The 18,399-nt window shown below is 70.2% G+C and carries 13 protein-coding genes and 1 pseudogene; 5 read left to right on the top strand and 9 right to left on the bottom strand.

Annotated features, from left to right (window positions below):
• Positions 1 to 6: 6 nt before the first annotated feature.
• From OC490_RS32270 to OC490_RS32245, 6 genes are all read right to left on the bottom strand, one after another.
• Positions 7 to 780, bottom strand: a complete 774-nt coding sequence (locus tag OC490_RS32270) for an SDR family NAD(P)-dependent oxidoreductase (RefSeq protein ID WP_262061558.1) — start codon at positions 778 to 780, stop codon at positions 7 to 9.
• Positions 781 to 832: 52 nt separating this feature from the next.
• A complete protein-coding gene (locus OC490_RS32265) occupies positions 833 to 2,893 on the bottom strand; it encodes an alpha-galactosidase (RefSeq protein ID WP_262061557.1) in 2,061 nt (686 codons plus the stop codon).
• Entirely contained in the window at positions 2,890 to 3,738 is an 849-nt protein-coding gene (locus OC490_RS32260; protein ID WP_262061556.1) for a carbohydrate ABC transporter permease, read from the bottom strand. Before OC490_RS32260 ends, OC490_RS32265 begins: the two co-directional genes overlap by 4 nt.
• Positions 3,738 to 4,673 carry a carbohydrate ABC transporter permease gene (locus tag OC490_RS32255; RefSeq protein WP_262061555.1) on the bottom strand — a complete coding sequence of 312 codons (936 nt, stop codon included), beginning with the start codon at positions 4,671 to 4,673 and terminating at the stop codon, positions 3,738 to 3,740. The genes OC490_RS32260 and OC490_RS32255 overlap by 1 nt, the downstream gene beginning before the upstream one ends.
• A gap of 1 nt (position 4,674) precedes the next feature.
• Complete coding sequence (locus tag OC490_RS32250) at positions 4,675 to 5,970, bottom strand: ABC transporter substrate-binding protein (protein WP_262061554.1); 1,296 nt, start codon at positions 5,968 to 5,970, stop codon at positions 4,675 to 4,677.
• Between the two features lie 78 nt (positions 5,971 to 6,048).
• Positions 6,049 to 8,178: a glycoside hydrolase family 27 protein gene (locus OC490_RS32245; RefSeq protein WP_262061553.1), complete on the bottom strand. Its 2,130-nt coding sequence runs from the start codon at positions 8,176 to 8,178 to the stop codon at positions 6,049 to 6,051.
• A 223-nt stretch (positions 8,179 to 8,401) separates the two neighbouring features.
• On the opposite strand from OC490_RS32245, the gene OC490_RS32240 reads away from it, so the two are divergent.
• Entirely contained in the window at positions 8,402 to 12,445 is a 4,044-nt protein-coding gene (locus OC490_RS32240; protein ID WP_262061552.1) for a discoidin domain-containing protein, read from the top strand.
• A gap of 14 nt (positions 12,446 to 12,459) precedes the next feature.
• On the opposite strand, the gene OC490_RS32235 is transcribed toward OC490_RS32240, so the two are convergent.
• On the bottom strand, positions 12,460 to 12,906 hold the full coding sequence (locus tag OC490_RS32235; RefSeq protein WP_262061551.1) for an SRPBCC family protein: 447 nt from the start codon (positions 12,904 to 12,906) through the stop codon (positions 12,460 to 12,462).
• Between the two features lie 114 nt (positions 12,907 to 13,020).
• Positions 13,021 to 14,067: a LacI family DNA-binding transcriptional regulator gene (locus tag OC490_RS32230; RefSeq protein ID WP_262061550.1), complete on the bottom strand. Its 1,047-nt coding sequence runs from the start codon at positions 14,065 to 14,067 to the stop codon at positions 13,021 to 13,023.
• Between the two features lie 108 nt (positions 14,068 to 14,175).
• Here OC490_RS32230 and OC490_RS32225 point away from each other — a divergent pair, with 108 nt between their 5' ends.
• From OC490_RS32225 to OC490_RS32210, 4 genes are read left to right on the top strand one after another with little or no spacing between them, the layout of a single operon-like run.
• Positions 14,176 to 15,354 (top strand): phytanoyl-CoA dioxygenase family protein, encoded by a 1,179-nt coding sequence (locus OC490_RS32225; protein ID WP_262061549.1) that lies wholly within the window; start codon positions 14,176 to 14,178, stop codon positions 15,352 to 15,354.
• Positions 15,355 to 15,374: 20 nt separating this feature from the next.
• Positions 15,375 to 16,136, top strand: a complete 762-nt coding sequence (locus tag OC490_RS32220) for an SDR family oxidoreductase (RefSeq protein ID WP_262061548.1) — start codon at positions 15,375 to 15,377, stop codon at positions 16,134 to 16,136.
• 31 nt (positions 16,137 to 16,167) lie between these two features.
• The gene (locus tag OC490_RS32215) at positions 16,168 to 17,169 is read left to right on the top strand and encodes a Gfo/Idh/MocA family oxidoreductase (protein WP_262061547.1); all 1,002 of its coding nucleotides are present in this window, start codon (positions 16,168 to 16,170) and stop codon (positions 17,167 to 17,169) included.
• A complete protein-coding gene (locus OC490_RS32210; protein ID WP_262061546.1) occupies positions 17,166 to 18,185 on the top strand; it encodes a Gfo/Idh/MocA family protein in 1,020 nt (339 codons plus the stop codon). The genes OC490_RS32215 and OC490_RS32210 overlap by 4 nt, the downstream gene beginning before the upstream one ends.
• A gap of 59 nt (positions 18,186 to 18,244) precedes the next feature.
• On the opposite strand, the pseudogene OC490_RS32205 reads toward OC490_RS32210, so the two are convergent.
• Positions 18,245 to 18,399, bottom strand: a pseudogene (locus OC490_RS32205) (sugar ABC transporter ATP-binding protein); the annotation flags it as partial.

The following is an 18,399-nucleotide window of genomic DNA, read 5'->3' as shown; positions in this document are numbered from 1 at the left end:
GCGTGGTCATGCGGAGGCCTTGACGACGCTCCAGCCGCCGTCCACCACGAGACTCGTACCGGTGATGAAGGAGGCTTCGTCCGCGCTGAGGAACGCGATGGCCGCGGCCACCTCCTCGGGTGCGCCGAAGCGGCGGGCGGCCGTCTCGGCGATGCTGCGTTCCCGTTCCTCGGGTGGCACTCTGTCCCAGGCGGCTGTGAGTATCGGTCCCGGCACGACGGCGTTGACACGCACAACGGGCCCGTATTCGACGGCGAGTTGGCCGCACAGGGAGAGCAGGGCGCCTTTGGCGGAGGCGTAGGCGGGATGTCCGGGGAGGCCCCTGAACGCGTGCACGGACGAGGTCAGCACCACCGCGCCCCGCCGCTCCTCCAGATCGGGCAGGACCGCCCGGAAACCGAGAAAGCTGCCGGTCAGGTTGACGTCGAGCTGTCGCTGCCAGGAGGCGAGGCTCATCTCGTGGGCAGGTCTGACGTCGACGGTGAAGGCGTTGCTGACGAGGACGTCGACGGGCCCGAAGCCGTGCGCGGCCTCGACGATCCGTGCCCAGTCGTCCTCGGCCGCGACATCCGCGGCCACGAACCGGGCCCGCCCGCCGTCCTTGCCGATGCGTTCCGCCACCGCCTCGCCCCGCTCCTCGGCGATGTCGACGAGCACGACGGCCGCTCCCTCCTCGGCGAGGCGTACGGCCGTGGCGGCGCCGATTCCTGAGGCCGCTCCGGTGATCACGGCCGTGCGCCCGGTGAAGCGGGCGCCGTGCCGTCGTACGGGCTGGTCCATCGTGGGGTTCGACTCCTTCGCGCGTCAGGGCTTGCTGGAAACATAACGGGGCTCACTCGCGCAGCAGCACGACCAGGTCGGCGTCGTGACCGGCACTCCACGCGAACGGCAGCCCGTGGTGCAGCAGATGGGCTCCGCCGTACGACGTCCCGGTCGCCGTGTCCCGGTAGCGCGCCGCCGGCTCGAGTCCCCGCAGCCGTAGCCGTTGCGGACGCCCCGGCACTAGCGGGGCCCCGTCGAGCCGTCCGGTGCTGAGCGCGGCGACGACGGTCCGGCCCCCTGCGTCGTACTGCACTCCGCAGCTCGGGTCGTCCGGTGTGCCGAGGAGTCGTGCCTCGCCGCGGTGGATCACGTCCCGCACCTCCTTGTACCGGGCGATCCAGCCGGCGGCCTCGGCCCGCTGCTCCGGTGTCCAGGCACGCAGGTCGGCGCCGATGCCCAGGACTCCGCACATGGCGTTGACGAAGCGGAAGGCGAGGCTGCGCGGGCGTGGGTCGAAGACGCCGGGCGCGTCGGTGACCCAGGAGCTCATGACGTGCGGGGCGTGCGCGTGCAGGAAGCCGTACTGGATCCTCAGCCGGTCCAGCGGGGCGGTGTTGTCGCTGGGCCAGACCACGTCCGTGCGCGCGATCGTCGCGTGCTCGATCCGTCCGCCGCCGCCCGCGCAGCCCTCGACGGTGACGTCGGGGTGGGCGGACCGGAGGTGGTCGAGGACGCGCAGGTATCCGGCGACGTGCTCGGCGTCGAGGTCGACGCGGCCGGCGCCGGGGCGTCCGCGTTCGGTGGGCGGCCGGTTCATGTCCCACTTGAGGTAACCGATGTCGTATGTGCCGAGCAGCCGGTCGAGCGTGCCGATCACGAAGTCCTGGACGTCGGTCCGGCCCAGGTCGAGGAGGAGCTGGTTGCGGACGAGCCGCCCGGGGCGGCCCTCGATCCGGTAGACCCACTCGGGGTGTTCGGCGTGCAGGCGACTGCCCGGGCTGACGGACTCGGGTTCTATCCACAGGCCGAAGTCCGGGCCCAACGCCCTTACGTCCGCGATGAATTGGTCGAATCCCTGGGGGAAGGCGGCCGGGTCGGGCCACCAGTCGCCGAGTCCCCCGGTGTCGTCGGCGCGTCCGGTGAACCAGCCGTCGTCGACGACGAACAGTTCGGCCCCGAGGTCGGCGGCCGTCTTCGCCAGCTCCAGTTGCCCGGCCGCTTCGACGTCGAAGCCGGTGGCCTCCCAGGAGTTGTAGAGGACCTTGCGGGGGCGGTGCAGGCGCTCGCCGGTGAGCCGGCGTTCGTAGCGGTGCCAGACTCGGGACAGTCCGTCGAGGCCGTCCGGGCTGAAGGCACAGGCGAGTTGGGGGGTGGCGAGGGTTTCGCCGGGTGCGAGCAGCACCGCGCCCTCGTGGGGCACGCGGCCCGCTCGTACCCGCACGGAGCCACCGGGTTCGGCCTCCGCGGTCATGTGCCAGTTGCCGGGCCAGGCGAGGGCGATGCCGTATGCGGCCGGTGCCTCGCCGTCCTGCACCGCGAGCCAGGGCGCGTACGCGTGCCCCGGGACGCCTTGCAGGCTGCCGATGGTGAACGTGCCTCTGGGCAGGTCGAGTCGGGTGCGCTGGAACTCCTGCGACCACTGGCCGGTGAGGTACGTGAGGCGGGCCACTCCGGTGATCGGGATGTTCACGGCGGCCGAGTCGAGCCGCTCCAGGCGGAGTTCGGCCGTGGCGGTGAACTCGGTCCGGCGGAGGATGACGTCCGTGCCGGGGACGGTCTCGTAGTGGAGGACGGTGCGCAGGCCCAGCTGTTCGTCGTGGAAGGCGAACCGCAGCGCGGTCTCCTCCGCCTCCACGTGGTCGAACTCCCACCACGACCCCCGGTCCCCGCCCGGACCCGACACCACCAGCTCCGAACCGGTGAACGGCCTTGTCCCGTACGGCAGATACTCGGCGGGGGCCGCGTCGGCGGGGGTGATGAAGTGGGTGCGCCGCGACCGGTCGAGGGCGGACGGGCCGTCCTCGACGCCGAGCGGTCCCCAGGCGTCGAGTTCGACCCAGGGGCCGTCCGGGGACAGGCGCACGGTGTAGCTGGTGTTCTCCGTGCGCAGGGTCCAGCGCTGGTGGGTCACTTGACCGCCCCGAGGTTGAGGCCGGCCACGAAGTGCCGCTGGAAGCGCAGGAACACGGCGACGGTGGGTGCGGCGGCGATGACGGAGCCGGCCGCGATGACGTTCCACATCGAGACGAACTGGCCCTGAAGTCCGATGAGGGCGGCGGTGATCGGCATCTTGGTGTCGCTGCGCAGGACGGTGATGGCCCAGAGCAGGTCGTTGAAGATCCAGGTGAAGGACAGGGCGCTGAGCGCGGCGAGGGCGGGGCGGGTCAGCGGGAGGATGATCCGCCAGAAGATCTGCCAGGGTCCTGCGCCGTCTACGACCGCAGCCTGCTGGATCTCCGCCGGGATCGACCGCATGAACCCGTGCAGGACGAAGACGTAGAAGCCGACGCCGAAGCCGATCTGTACGCCGATGAGCGCGGGCAGGGTGTCGAAGACGCCCATCACCTCGCTGAGCTTGGACACCGGGATGAGGAGGATCTGCGGCGGGAGGAGGTTGCCGCCGAGCATGAGGAGCAACAGGGAGCGGCGGAAGGGGAGTTCGTAGCGGCTGAGGGCGAACGCGGCCATCGAGGCGAGGGCCAGCGTGATCAGGACGGACGGAATCGTGACGATCAGGCTGTTGATGAGGGCGCGTTGCTGGCCGCCGTCGACCCAGGCCTGGCGGAAGTTGCCGAGGGTGAAGGAGCGCGGCCAGCTGCCCAGGCCGTGCGCGGCGATGTCGTCGAAGGAACGCAGGCTGGTCACCAGGACCAGGGCGATGGGCAGCAGCCACAGGATCGCCAACGCGCCCGCGCCCAGGTGGAATCCGGCGGTCGCGGCCCGTTTGCGGCGCAGGGCCGTGGAGTTGGCGGACATCAGTCGGCCTCCCGGAACGCACGGACGAGGTAGGAGCAGATGACGCCGAAGGCCAGCACGAAGATGACGGCGGCGAGTGCGGAGCCGTAGCCGAGTCGCAGGGACTGGAAGGCCGTTGAGTACATGTAGGTGCTCAGGAGCTCGGAGGAGTGGTAGGGGCCGCCGCGGGTCAGTGACCACACGACGTCGAAGGAGCGCAGCGAGTCGATGACGATGACGGACAGAACTACCGCGTTCACGCTGCGGAGTTGGGGCAGGGTGACGTGTCGCAGGCGCTGCCAGGCGCTGGCGCCGTCGACCTTGGCGGCCTCGTACAGGGCGGGGTCGATGCCCTTGAGGCCGGCCAGGTAGAGGACCATCACATAGCCGATCTGACGCCAGAGCGCGGGCACGATCACGGCGTAGAGGGCGGTGTCCTGGTCGGCGAGCCAGGCGTGGCGGAGGCTGCCGAGGCCGACGGACTGGAGGAGCTGGTTGAGGACGCCGTCGGGCTGGTAGATGGCCTGCCAGACGAGAGCCGTGGCGACCAGGGAGAAGACGACCGGCAGGAACATGGCCGCGCGGTAGAAGCCGACGCCACGGCGCTCCTGTTGGAGCAGGAGCGCGGCGGCGAGGCCGAGCAGGGCGGACAGGCCGCCGAAGAGGACGAGCCACAGGACGGTGTGGCCCGTCGCGCTGCGGAAGACGTCGTCGTGGGCCATCTCCCGGAAATTGCCCAGGCCGATGAACTGGGGTGGGGAGACGCCGTCCCAGCGGGTGAAGGCGAGGTAGAAGCCCTGCACGGCGGGCCAGAACACCCACACCGCCTCGACGAGAAGTGGCATCAGGACGAACGCGAGGACCAGCGGGGGTGTGCGCCGGGGGCCCCGAACCCGCTTGCCCCGGTCGGGCGTTCGGGCCGGGGACGTCCGGTCGGGCGCGGTCAGGACAGCCATGTCAGGCGTTCCAGATCTTCTCGGCATCGCGCTGCCAGTCGGTGAGGATGCTCCCGATCGACTTGGGCTTGGCCAGGAACTTGGTCAACGCGTTGTCGGCGGTGGGCTGGAGGGCGTCGCTGGAGTCACGGTTGAAGAACTGGGTGATCTCGGCCGCCGCCGCGACATGCGCGCGGCCCTTCTTGACCAGCGCCGTGCCCGAGTCCTTCGCGTCGGGGTGGCAGGGCAGGACGGTGCCGGAGGAGCCCTTGATGTAGATCTCCTGGGCCTCGGCGGTGGCGAGGTACTTCATCAGGTCGATGACCTGGTCGTGGCGGCCGGTGCGGGCGCTGGCGAAGTAGCCGTCGACCGGCGCCTCTTCGGCGAGCGGGACCTTCGCGTCGATGACGGGGAAGCGGAAGAAGTCGATGTCGTCGAGGGCGTCCTTGGGGGCGGCGTCGGCGAAGAAGGTGCCGATGAGCATCATGCCGCTGCGGCCGTTGAGCAGGGAGGTGGTGGCGTCCTGGAAGGCGACGGCGGCGCCGTTCGGGTCGAAGTACGGCAGCACCTCCTGCCAGCGGTCGAAGACCTTGCGTACCTCGGGGTCGGTGAACCTGTGCTTCCCGGCGAGGAGTTGGCGGTGGTACTCGGCGCCGTTGATCCGGATGTCGAGGTAGTCGAACCACGCCGAGGCGACCCAGGCGGTGCCGCCGCCGGCGCCGAGACCGATCGGGTTGACGCCCTTGCTCTTGAGCTTGTCGCACAGGTCGAGGAAGTCGTCCCAGCTCTTGGGCTCGCTGACGCCCCACTTGGCGAAGTTGGACTTCCGGTAGAACATGCCCCACCAGTAGTAGGTGCTGGGCACGAAGATCTTCTTGCCCGAACTCGTCGACGTGCAGAGCGTGTTGAGCGCCTTGGAGTAGCGCTTGAGGTCGGGCGAGGTGGTCCACGCGTCGTCGAGGTCGAGCAGCAGGTTCTTCTTGGCGTACGCGTCCGCCACCGAGCCGGGGTACCAGGTGTACACGTCGGGCGGGTTGGCCGAGGTGAGGTACGTCGGCAGCTGGGTGCGGTAGGTCTCCGCGGCGACCGTGTTGAGGCTCGCCTTCTCGGACCCCTTCTTGGCGTAGGCGGCGACGAGGTCCTCCATCGCGGCCTTGGCCTGCGGGGCGGAGAGGTTGGACTGGAGGGTCACCGCACCCTTCGAGGAACTCTTGCCGGTGGAGGTCGAGGTGACACAGCCGCTGAGCAGTGCCGCCGCTCCGGCGCCGCCGAGCCCGGCGAGGAACCGGCGTCTGTCCGGCTGATGGACGTTGGTCATGGATGGCTCCCTGTGGATCCCTCGCGGGCGGATCCAGGTTCGCGTGGCGTCCCCACCACGTCAAGAATAATTACTAATTTATTTGAACTGAGTCCGGTGCACGTAGCCGTCAACGCCCAGGTACACCGCGTCGACCGCTCCACCGGTCCCTGCCACCGCACCGAGCGCACCGTCGAACGCGGCGCTGGGGAAGGCCACTTGCTTGGTCCACCCCTGCCAGGCGCCGTTCTCGTACCGCTGCTGCCAGAGCGTGTAGTCGGCGGCCCGCGCGTACAGCACCACGGCGTCCCCCACAGCGACCAGCGTCGGGCTGCCGCTGATGGTCCCGCCGAGCGAGCTCCACGGCGACCACTCCCCCGATGTGTCCCGGGACCGGGTCCACACGTCGTCGGCCGCGCTGCGCACGGCGACATGGACCCGACGCTGGGAGTCCACGACCGCGGAAGGCCGCCCGTACACCGCCCGGCCACCGGGTGCGCCGAGCGAGGACCACGCGGTCGACGGGCCGCGCTGCATGACCTGTCCGTCGGGTCCGGTGGCGAACAGGGTCCAGTGCGCGGGATCGGTGAACGCGACCGAGGGCGCGTCGGCGACCTGCCCGCCGAGACCCTGCCAGGCGCCCCAGCGGCCGGCGGTGAACACCCGCCGGTACACCCGCGAGTCGGTGCCGCGCACGAAGACGTCGATCCGGCCGCCGGCCGAGGCGTACGCGGCGGGCTGGCCGAGCATCCGGCCCTTCGTGGGACCTGCGAGGTCCTTCGCCTGGCCATCGGCCTGCTGAACGAGCGAGCCGTGCGGGCCGCGCAGGAAGATGGTCGGCGTGCCACCGTCATTCACGACCGCCGGACTCGCCGTGGTCTGCTGCCCCAGATTCGTACCGGGCAGGGCATCGACGCCGGTCAATTTCAGGAACGCGGTGCCGTGCGCGGGGACCTCGACGGTGTACGACCCCGTGTGGGTGCCCCGGTCGGCGCGCGCCCGCAGGTCCCGGACCCGCACCGCCCCGCCGAGCCCGGTGTCCGCGAACTGCACGGTGCGCAGGGCGGGTTGGTCCGACCGGTTGAGCAGCACGACCGCGCGCTGCCCACGTCCCTCCAGCACCTTGCTGTACACGTCCCCGGCCGAGTCGGTCGCCACGCGCACGCCCTGGACGGCCAGCGGGTCCTGGTCGACCGCGATGATCTCAGGGTTGCGCAGGATGGCCAACATCGCGTCGGACAGGGTGCGGGGGTCGGAGCCGAGGACGAGCGGTGAGCCCATCTCGGCCCACATCACGAACTGGCTGGTCGACTCCTCCTGGCTGAGCTCGTACGACCCGTCGGTCATCTTGCGCATCGGGATGAGGTAGTCGGGGTCGTTGTAGTGGCCGGGCCCTTGTGCCTCGGGGTGCCAGGCGTTGGCGTCCATGTTGCGCAGCACGTTGGGCCACTGACCCGGGCTCGGTGTGCCCCAGGCGATGTCCGTGCCGGTGCGCCAGGAGTCGGCGGTCGTCGGGCCGTAGACGTAGGTGTTGTGCGCGTCCTGCTCCGGTGTGTGCGGCAGGCCCCAGTCGTCGGTGAGCGGGTTGCAGAGGTTGAGCAGCATCTTGCGGCCGGACTTGGCGACCGCGTCGCTGAACTCCTTGAAGGCCGGGCCCGGATCGAGCTTGGCGCCGATTCCGCACAGGAAGTCGACCTTGACCGCGTCGATCTTCCAGTTGGCGAACTGCCGTGCGTCCTGGTCGTAGTACCCGCGGCTGCCCAACCCGCAGCTCTTGCCGCCGTCGTAGGCTCCGGCGTCGGTGTAGATGCCCGCGCCCAGTCCGCGTTTGTGGAGATAGGAGACGAGCGCCGGGATGCCGGAGGGGAAGCGGTCCGGGTTGGCGACCAACTGGCCTTGCGCGTTACGCGGGTTGTCGGCCTGCCAGCCGCCGTCCAGCCACACGATGTCGTAGCCGCTGTCCCGCAGACCGCTGCTGACCAGCTTGTCCGCGACGGAGCGCACCTGTTGTTCGGTGGGCGCGCCGAGCCCGTAGTAGGTGTTCCAGCCCATGTAGGGCGTCGGTGCGAGACCGCTGTCGTAGTAGTCGGGCGCGCCCTGGTCGGCGCCGGTCCGTGCCGTGGCGGCCGGGGCCGCGGTCGCCGCCAGCACGGTCGCGATGGCGATGACGGTGGCCCGGCGGGTCAGTCTCGTTACCGCGGGTGTGCGGACCTGCGGATGTGAAGTCACTTGCCTCTCCCGAGGGTTGGGAAGCAGGAGGACGTGACGCGGGCCGCACTTCAACAGGGGGCCGGCCGCGCCACGGCGACGACTGTGGCGTGCGGCCGAAACCCTGTCAATATTAATTCCTAATTTATTAGAAGGTCGCCCCAAGGGTTGACACAGCTTCCCTCGCGTCCCAGCCTTTGGCAACGTTGTCAGTGCCGCCGGTTTTTGATGGGACATCACGCTCATGACAGATCAGTCGGGTTCACCACACGTGTCACGCCGCGCTTTCGTCACCACGGGTTCCGGTCTGCTGGCCGGGTTCGGGCTCGGTTTCTCCACGCCCGCGTCGGCCGCCCCCTCCTCCCCCGTCCAACCCGGTGAACTCGCCCTGTACCGACCCGTGTCGGTCTCCTCGACGGCCTATGCGCCCACGCCGGGTGCGTTCGTGGTGGACCGGCTCAACCCGCCGGGCGTACGCGGCAGCGGGTGGCGTGCCGGAGCGGGCGACCCCCAGTGGATCTCGATCGACCTGCAGACCCCGTGCCAGGTCACGTCGATCCGCCTCACCTTCGAAGGCGACGCGAGCGACCCGGTGTTCACCCCGCCCGCCTCGGGCAACCCGGCCGACGGCACAACAGGCAAGGAGATCCAGTCCAGTTACTCGGTCGAGTACGTCGTCGAGACCTCGACCGACCACACCTCCTGGACCGGCGTGTACCGCACCACGGCGGGCACCGGCGGAGTGGTGAACATCCAGCCCCCTCACCCGGTCACGGCACGCTGGATACGGCTGACCTCGAACCGGCGCTCCAACCCCAACCCCCTCGGTCTGAACGGCTTCGAGGTCTACGGCACCGTCAAGGGACACCGTCCGTCGGCCACGGGCTGGACGGACTGGGGCACCCGCACCGGCCCGGCACCGAAGCTGGCCGTGGCCGAGGACGGCACGGTCCCGGTGGAGTCCGGCTGGCGGCTCACCCTCGACGACTGGGCCGGCTCGGACGGTACGGAGCTGTCCAAGTCGTCCTTCGACACAAGCAGTTGGCTGCCGGCCACCGTCCCCGGCACGGTGCTGGCCTCGCTCGTGGACCAGGGCAAGCTGCCCGATCCCGTCGCGGGGCTGAACAACCTCCGTGTCTCCGAGGCCCTGTCGCGCCACGCGTGGTGGTACAAGCGGGACTTCGAGCTGCCGCGCGGTCTGCGTACCGGGGCCGGGCGCCGGATCTGGCTGGAGTTCGACGGCGTCAACCACACGGCCGACATCTGGCTCAACGGCCACCACGTGGGCGGACTCACGTATCCCTTCGCCCGCGCGGCCCTCGATGTGACCCGACTGCTCGCCCCGGGCGGGGCGAACGCGCTCGCGGTGAAGATCACGCCGATGCCGGTACCCGGCAGCCCCGGCGACAAGGGCCCGGCCGGCGAGTCCTGGGTGGACGCGGGCGCGAACCAGATGAACCTCAACTCCCCCACCTACCTGGCCGCTTCGGGCTGGGACTGGATGCCGGCGGTACGCGACCGGGCCGCCGGCATCTGGAACCACGTCCGGCTGCGCTCGACCGGCCAGGTCGTGATCGGTGATCCGCGGGTCGACACGCTGCTGCCGGACCTGCCCGGTCTGTCGGTCGCCGAACTGACCGTGGTCGTCCCGGTCCGCAACGCCGACACCACCGACCACCGGACGACGGTCTCCGCCGCCTTCGGCGACATACGGGTCAGCAAGGCCGTCACCGTGCCCGCCGGGGAGAGCGTCGACGTCGTGTTCACCCCCGAAGCCTTCGCCCAACTACGGCTGCACGACCCCGAGTTGTGGTGGCCCAACGGGCTGGGTGACCCCGCGCTCCATCGGCTCACCCTGGTCGCCTCGCTCGACGGCGCGGAGAGCGACCGCCGCACCACCCGGTTCGGCATCCGCCAGTTCGGCTACGAGTACGAGGTGCCCCTGCCGTTCGCCAACTCCGGTGACGCGTACACCCAGTCGGTGACCTTCGACCGGCAACAGGCCCGATACGTGCGCATCAAGTGCCTCACCCGGGCCTCCGGTTGGGGCTACTCCCTGTGGACCCTGGCCGTACGCGACAGCGCTCGGCCCGCCACCGACCTGGCCCTGCACGCGCAGGCCGACGCGTCGAGCACGGACGGGGACGACCACGGCGCGGGCAACGTGACCGACGGCGATCCCGGCACCCGCTGGTCCTCGGCCTACGAGGACGACCAGTGGATCCGGGTCGACCTGGGGTCGGTGCAGTCCTTCGACGAGGTCGACCTGGTCTGGGAACAGGCGTACGCGAAGACCTTCGTGGTGCAGGTCTCCTCCGACAACGCCACCTGGACCGATGCCGCGTCGGTGGACAACGGCGCGGTTCCCCTGCCCTTCAACAACGGCAACGCCAGCCTGCAGACAGAGGACTTCACTCCCCGGACCGCCCGCTATGTCCGTATCAACTGCGGGCTGCGCAACACCAGTTGGGGCAACTCCCTGTGGTCCCTGAGCGTCATCGACAGCACGATCCCCGGCACCGACCTCGCTCTCCGTCGTACGACGACCGCCTCCACCGAGGATCCCGACCACCCGGCCGCGCACGCCACGGACGGTGATCCGGGCACCCGCTGGTCCTCGGCCTACCAGGACCAGCAGTGGATCCAGGTCGACCTGGGCGTCTCGAAGAGATTCGACCGGGTCGCCGTCCTGTGGGAGTCGGCGTATCCGAAGACGTATGTGATCCAGGTGTCGGACGACGCGGACACCTGGACCGATGTGAAGTCGGTGTCCAACACCCCGGATCCGCTGAAGATCAGCGTGAACGGGGTGCGGGTCCTGGCCAGGGGCGGCAACTGGGGCTGGGACGAGCTGCTGCGCCGGATGCCGCCGGAGCGGATGGACGCGGCCGTGCGGATGCACCGGGACATGAACTTCACCATGATCCGCAACTGGGTCGGCACGTCCGACCGGGAGGAGTTCTTCGCCGCCTGCGACGAGCACGGCATCCTGGTGTGGAACGATTTTCCCAACGCGTGGGGCATGGACCCGCCGGACCACGACGCCTTCAACTCGCTCGCGCGGGACACGGTGTTGCGCTACCGCATCCATCCGAGCGTGGTGGTCTGGTGCGGCGCCAACGAGGGCAATCCGCCCGCCGCGATCGACCAGGGCATGCGCAAGGCGGTGGAGGAGCAGGTCCCCGGCGTCCTCTACCAGAACAACTCGGCGGGCGGCATCATCACCGGCGGCGGACCCTACGGCTGGGTGGAGCCTGAGAAGTACTTCGACCCAACCACCTACGGCAGCAAGGACTTCGGCTTCCACACCGAGATCGGCATGCCCGTGGTCTCCACCGCCGCCAGCCTGCGGAACATGACGGGCGACGAACCCGAGTGGCCGATCGGCGGCGCCTGGTACTACCACGACTGGAGCGAGCGCGGGAACCAGGCCCCGCAGACCTACAAGGCCGCCGTGGAGGCGCGTCTCGGAACGACCACCGGCCTGGACGACTTCGCGCGCAAGGCGCAGTTCGTCAACTACGAGAACACGCGCGCCATGTTCGAGGCCTGGAACGCGAACCTCTGGGACAACGCCAGCGGCCTCATGCTGTGGATGTCCCACCCGGCCTGGCACAGCACGGTCTGGCAGACCTACGACTACGACTTCGACGTCAACGGCACCTACTACGGCGCCCGTTCGGCCTGCGAACCGCTGCACGTCCAGGCCGACCCCGAGGGGCAGGTCATCGCCGTCAACCACACCCGCGCCGGACTGCGCGACGCCGTGGTCTCCGCGCAGCTGCTCGATCTGTCGGGCCGTCGGCTCGGCGGGAACAGGAGCGCCCGGTTGGATGTCGCACCGGCCGCGACCGCGAAGGCGTTCAGCGTCCCCTGGACCGACGACCTGCCCGATCTACACCTCCTGCGCCTCACGCTGGAGGACGGTGACGGGCGGCTCCGGTCGCGGAACACGTACTGGCGCTATCGCACGCCGGCCGCCATGCGGGGCTTGAGCGGGGCGCCTCGGACAACGATGTCGGCGACGCTCGGGCGCGTGACCCGAACCGGGCTCACCGCCACCGTCCGCAACGACGGTCCCGCCGTCGCCGCGATGGTCCGGCTCTCGCTGACGAACGGCGCGACCGGCCACCGTGTGCTGCCGACGCTGTACAGCCACAATTACCTGTGGCTGCTGCCCGGCGAGGCGCAGTCCGTCACCCTGTCCTGGCCGGCCCGGGCACTGGCCTCGGGGCATCCGCTGCTGACGGTGGAGGCCTACAACAGCCGCCCCGCTACGGCGCGTTGACGGTCAGCGGCGCATCAGGACGCTTCCACCGCCGCCTTGATGCGCTGCCCGAACGCGGGCGCGTCCTTGCGGGCCGCGCCCAGCGCGAAGCCCACAAGCAGTTTTCCGACGCCGTGGCCTTCGAGGACGTTGAAGATCCGCACCCTGGTCGTGCCCTGCCCGGTGGATTCGAGGTCGTAGCCGCCCTCGTCGGCCGTCACGACGTTCTTCGAGGTCTCCGCCCAGCGGATGCGGTGGGGTGCCTCGAACTCGGTGATCCGGAAGGTCCGGCCCGTCTTCATCCCGGCGTCCTTGACCGTGCTGGTGAAGACGGTGCCCACGGCGGTCGGGCCCTCCGGGGTCTTCGTGATCTCCTGGACCCTCGGACTGAACTTGGGGTCGTTCGTGCCGGCGGCGAGGAAGGCGAAGACCTCCTCGACCGGGCGGTTGACCTCGGCTGTCGCCTCGAACTGACCGGCCATGGGTTCCTCCTGTGCTGCGATCGCTGGAGTTCCGGCTGAGCGCGCGCTGATGGGCCGAGCACCACCAGCCTATCGGCGCGGCCCCGCCCGTGCTCTTCACAGCGTCCGCCGGTATCAGTCGGCCGGTGCCGCGGAGGGTGCTCCCGGCGGCATGTTGAACGGTGTGACGACCTGGATCGCCGAGGGCAGGGACGGGCCGTCGTCGGGGAGTGCCTTGTGGGCGCGCATGATGATCTGGCAGGCGCGGCGCATGTCCTGGCGCAGATCGTGGTGGAGGACCGCCGACAGTCGGCGCTCGCGCAGGAGCCGGGTGTTGTCGTGGTCGAGGTCGTGGGCGATAAACACCGCGCACTCGCGGCCGAGCGCGTCGAAGGCGTCGAGGGTGGCGAGGTTGCCGCCACCCGCCGAGTAGACGGCGACGATGTCCTCGTCCCGCTTGAGCGCCGCCAGGACGAGATCGTGCTGGGTGGCGTCCAGGCCGTCGCTGTCGGTGACCTCCACCAGGGACCGCCGGGGGTCGGCGAGGCGCATCGCGCTGCGGAAACCCATCTCGCGCTCCTCCTCGCCCCGGAAGGAACCCCGGCTGATGGTGGTCAGCACATTGCCGGGCCGCCTGCCCAGCCACTGGCCCAGGAGGTAGGCGGCGGTGGCGCCGGCCGCGCGGTTGTCGATGCCGACGTAGGCAAGGCGTGCGCTGTGCGGCAGGTCGGTCACCAGGGTGACCACCGGGATACCGGCCGCGATCAGCCGGCCGACGGCCGCCGCGATCTCCGGCTCGTCGGGGGCCTTGAGGATGACGCCCTGGGTGCCGCGCTTCGCGATCCCGTCCAGGGTCGCGGTCAGTTCGGCGGGCGGGCAGGTCTCGCGGAAGTGGAAGCGGGAACGCACGAGAGCGGGATGCAGCGAGGGCAGTTCGGCTTCGAGCGCGTCCCGTACGGCGGTGGAGAACCGCTCCGGGGTCTGCATCACGATGTCGATCATGAAGGTACGGCCGCCCAGCCGGACCTGGCTCTGCTGGCGGTCCAGGTCCTTGATGGCTTCCTGCACCTCCCTGATGGTGCTCTCCGTTACGTTGCCCCGCTGGTTGAGGACACGGTCGACCGTGGCCGTACTCAGCCCGGCCTGACGGGCGATTTCCCTGATCGGGTACGGATGTCGCATGCCTGATCTCCCGGACCGATGATGCGCTTTTGATGTAGCGACAAGCATTGAATGATGGGTTTGAGTTATCAAGACTGTCAGAAACACACGGACAGTGAAAGGACTCGGATGTCTCCCATCACCGCAGGGACGCGGACTTGGCTGACCGAGGCGGACTGCGATCTCGACGTGTTCCGCTCCCTCGTGGAGCAGCGCACCGACCTCGCCGACCACCCCTCGGCCGAGCGCATCGAGCAGAACGTCCCGCTCTACGACAGCACCCGGCTCCGCGGACTCGCGGCCACCCCCGAGGGCCGCAGGGGCGTGCAGAGCGAACTGGTGCGGGCGCTGCTCGACGGGCCCGGCATCGTGGTCCTCAAGGGTGCCTTCCCCGACGAGGCCGTGGTGGACCGGGCGTCCGACGCCTTCCGCGCCCTGATCGAGGAGGAGCGCGCGAGCGGCGCGGGGCGCGGCGACCACTTCGCCAAGCCGGGCGCGAACGACCGCGTCTGGAACGCCCTGGACAAGGTGGCCGTACGGGCGCCCGAGGCGTTCGCCGACTACTACGCCAACGACATCCTGGAGCTGATCTCCGAGGCCTGGCTCGGCCCCGGCTACCAGGTCACTTCGCAGGTCAACGTGGTCAACCCGGGCGGCGCGGCACAGAGCGTCCACCGTGACTACCACCTCGGCTTCCTCTCCCAGGAACAGGCCGCGGCCTATCCCGCGCACGTCCACCGGCTCTCCCCGGTACTGACGCTGCAGGGCGCGGTGGCCCACTGCGACATGCCCGTAGAGTCCGGTCCGACGCTGTACCTGCCGCACTCGCAGAAGTTCGAGCCCGGCTATCTCGCCTGGCGGCTCCCGCAGTTCGTCGAGTACTTCGGCGCGCACCACGTCCAACTCCCCCTGGAGAAGGGCGACGCGGTCTTCTTCAACCCGGCGCTCTTCCATGCCGCCGGGCACAACCGGTCGGCCGGCATCAGGCGCATGGCCAATCTGCTGCAGGTGTCCTCCGCGTTCGGCCGTGCCATGGAGACGGTGGACCGCGAGGCGATGGCGAACGCCCTGTTCCCGGTGCTGCTGAGCCGCAAGGCCGAGGGCGTCTCGGAGGACTGGCTGCGCCGCGTGATCGCCGCCACCGCCGAGGGCTACCCCTTCCCCACCAACCTCGACCTCGACCCGCCGGTCGATGGCCTCGCCCCGCCCTCGCAGGCGGACACCCTGCGGCGGGCCGTCGCCGAGGACTGGGACCCCGGGCGGCTGCGCCACGAACTGCAGGCCGCGGCCAAGCGCCGCCAGAGCTGAGACAAGGACACATCACTCTCATGGGACTGCTTGAGGACAGAGTCGTCCTCGTCAACGGCGGCAGCCAGGGCGTCGGCGCGGGCGTCGTGCGGGCCGCCGTAGGGGAAGGCGCGACTGTCGTCCTCACCGGCCGCCGGGCCGACGTGGGTGAGAAACTCGCCGCGGACACAGGTGCCCACTTTCTGCGGGCGGACCTCGCCGATCCGGCGCAGGCGCGCGACAGCGTCGTACGGACCGTCGATACCCACGGGCGCATCGACTGCCTCGTCAACGCGGCGGGGCTCACGTCACGCGGCTCGCTGCTGGACACCACACCGGAACTTTTCGACCAGCACATGGCGATCAATCTGAAGGCACCGTTCTTCGCGATGCAGGCGGCCGTGGCCGACATGACCGCGCGCAAAGCACCCGGGGCGATCGTCAGCATCGGCTCCAACTGCGCACAGGGCGGGCCTCCTCACCTCGCCCCGTACTCCACAGCCAAGGCCGGGCTCTCGGGCCTGACCCGCAACGCCGCGCACGCCCACCGCTTCGACCGGATCCGGATCAACACCGTCAACATCGGCTGGACCGACACCGAGGGCGAGGACGCCACCCAACGCGCGTTTCACGGCGCCGGCGACAACTGGCGGGAGCAGGCCGCCCGGTCACAGCCGATGGGCAAGCTCGGGCAGGTCGACGAGATCGCCGAGTTCGTGGTCTTCCTGCTCTCCGACCGCAGTGGCGTGGTCACCGGCTCGGTCATCGACTGGGACCAGAACGTCTTCGGCGGCCAGGACTGAGCCGCACCCCGGCAGAAGGAGCACGATTCCCATGCGCATCGGCATCATGGGGCTGGGCCGCATCGGCGCCTTCCACACGGAGACCCTCGCCGGGCTGGACGCGGTGGGCTCCCTGGTGGTCACCGACCCGGTGGCCGCGGCCGTCGCGGCGGTCACCGAACGCTTCGGGGCCACCGGCGTCGATTCCCCCGAGGCGCTGCTCGCCGCCGGGGTCGACGGTGTTGTGATCGCCGCCGCGACCGACGCACACCCCGAACTCGTCCTCACCGCCGTCAAAGCGGGCGTCCCCGTGTTCTGCGAGAAACCCGTGGCGCGCGGCATCGAGGAGAGCCTTGAGGTGCTGCGCGCGGTGGAGGGCAGCGGTGTCGAGGTGCACATCGGCTACAACCGGCGTTTCGACGCGGGTTTCATGGCCGCGCGCCGGGCCGTGGTGAGCGGTGAACTCGGCGCCCTGCACACGGTACGGTCCACCACCCTCGACCCCGCCCCGCCGCCGCCCGCCTACGTGGCCGCCTCCGGCGGCATCTTCCGCGACTGCGCCGTGCACGACTTCGACATCGTGCGCTGGGTGACCGGCCGCGAGGTGGTCGAGGTGTACGCCACCGGCGGCAACCGGGGCGCGGAGTACATCCGGGCAGCGGGTGACGTCGACACGGCGTCCGCCCTGCTCACCCTGGACGACGGCACCATCGCCGTGGTCTCCAACTCCCGCCACAACGCCCGCGGTCACGACGTACGTCTGGAACTGCACGGCATGAAGGACAGCATCGCGGTCGGCCTGGAGGACAGGCTGCCGCTGCGCTCCGTCGAACCGGGCGCCGGCTTCCCGGCCGGGGTGCCGCACACGTTCTTCATGGACCGGTTCGCCGACGCCTACCGTGCCGAACTCACCGCGTTCACCGAGGTGGTGGCCGGCACCCGCGCCTCCCCCTGCACGGTCGCGGACGCCGTCGAGGCGAGCAGGATCGCCGAGGCGTGCACCCTGTCCCGCCATGAACACCGCCCGGTACGACTCGAAGAGGTATGCGCATGACGACGGACGAACCGCTGCGGATCGGTGTTCTGGGCGCGGCCCGGATCGCCGAACTGTCCATCGTGGGACCGGCCCGGGCGACCGGCCACCGCCTCGTCGCGGTGGCCGCCCGGGACCGGTCCCGCGCCGAGACCTTCGCCGCCGCCCACGGCGTGGAGCGGGTGGTCGGTTCCTACGCCGACCTCGTGGCCGACCCGGAGGTCGAAGTCGTCTACAACCCGCTGGCCAACAGCCTGCACGGACCGTGGAACCTGGCCGCTCTCCGGGCCGGCAAACACGTCCTCACCGAGAAGCCGTCCGCGAGCAACGCGGCGGAGGCGGCCGAGGTCCACGAGGCCGTCGCCAAGTCGGGCACGGTGTTCATGGAGGGCTTCCACTACCTCTTCCACCCGGTCGTGCTGCGCCTCCACGAGCTGCTGGACGGTGGGGAGTTGGGCGAACTCCGGCACGTCGACACCATGGTCGCCATGCCCGCGCCGCCGGACAGCGACGTACGGTGGTCGCTGCCGCTGGCGGGTGGCGCGCTGATGGACCTCGGCTGCTACAGCCTGCACGCCCAGCGCATGCTCGCGCCCTGGGCCGGCGGGTCACCCCGGCTGGTCGCCGCGCGCGGCGGCGAGAAGGCCGGCGCACCGGGGATCGACGAATGGCTGGACGCCGACCTGGAGTTCCCGGGCGGCGCCACGGGCAGCGCCCGTTGCCACATGGCCCACGAGACCTGGCAGATGAGCTGTCACGTCGTGGGCTCACGCGGCGAGGCCACGGTGACGAACTTCGTGCAGCCCCATCTCGACGACCGGGTGGTCGTCCGTACGGCGGCCGGTGAGCGCACCGAGGAACTCGGCCGCAGGTCCTCGTACACCTACCAACTGGAGGCCTTCGCCGCCCACTTGAGGGGCGGTGAGCCACTGGCACTGGACGCCGACGACGCGCTGACCACGATGGGGCTCGTCGACGACTGCTACCGGGCGGCGGGGTTCTCGGTCCGGCCGCGTACGGTGCTTCCAACGGCCTGAGCCCGCACGGCAGTTGGGGGCGGTGCCGGTCCGGTACCGCCCCCAACTGCCGTGTACGGTCAGCCGACTTTGAGCGCGGCCTCCTCGGGGAGTTCTTCGACGTCGACGCCGCGGACCTGGGACAACTCGTGCTTGAGTGCGGCGAGTTCGGTGCCGCCCGCCATGTGGTTGGTCAGCTCTTCCAGGGTGATCTCGCTGCGTTCGGCGGAGAGTT

This window comes from Streptomyces sp. STR69, assembly GCF_024519455.1.
In the GTDB taxonomy this organism is placed as follows: domain Bacteria; phylum Actinomycetota; class Actinomycetes; order Streptomycetales; family Streptomycetaceae; genus Streptomyces.
The sequence above is the reverse complement of the archived record's forward strand: the minus strand, read 5'-3'. Positions and strand labels throughout refer to the sequence as shown.

Coding starts and splice junctions, on each gene's coding strand:
- OC490_RS32230 (WP_262061550.1), bottom strand. CDS start 14,067: ATGCGACATCCGTACCCGATCAGGGAAATCGCCCGTCAGGCCGGGCTG.
- OC490_RS32210 (WP_262061546.1), top strand. CDS start 17,166: ATGACGACGGACGAACCGCTGCGGATCGGTGTTCTGGGCGCGGCCCGG.
- OC490_RS32225 (WP_262061549.1), top strand. CDS start 14,176: ATGTCTCCCATCACCGCAGGGACGCGGACTTGGCTGACCGAGGCGGAC.
- OC490_RS32215 (WP_262061547.1), top strand. CDS start 16,168: ATGCGCATCGGCATCATGGGGCTGGGCCGCATCGGCGCCTTCCACACG.
- OC490_RS32240 (WP_262061552.1), top strand. CDS start 8,402: ATGACAGATCAGTCGGGTTCACCACACGTGTCACGCCGCGCTTTCGTC.
- OC490_RS32220 (WP_262061548.1), top strand. CDS start 15,375: ATGGGACTGCTTGAGGACAGAGTCGTCCTCGTCAACGGCGGCAGCCAG.
- OC490_RS32260 (WP_262061556.1), bottom strand. CDS start 3,738: ATGTCCGCCAACTCCACGGCCCTGCGCCGCAAACGGGCCGCGACCGCC.
- OC490_RS32255 (WP_262061555.1), bottom strand. CDS start 4,673: ATGGCTGTCCTGACCGCGCCCGACCGGACGTCCCCGGCCCGAACGCCC.
- OC490_RS32270 (WP_262061558.1), bottom strand. CDS start 780: ATGGACCAGCCCGTACGACGGCACGGCGCCCGCTTCACCGGGCGCACG.
- OC490_RS32235 (WP_262061551.1), bottom strand. CDS start 12,906: ATGGCCGGTCAGTTCGAGGCGACAGCCGAGGTCAACCGCCCGGTCGAG.
- OC490_RS32250 (WP_262061554.1), bottom strand. CDS start 5,970: ATGACCAACGTCCATCAGCCGGACAGACGCCGGTTCCTCGCCGGGCTC.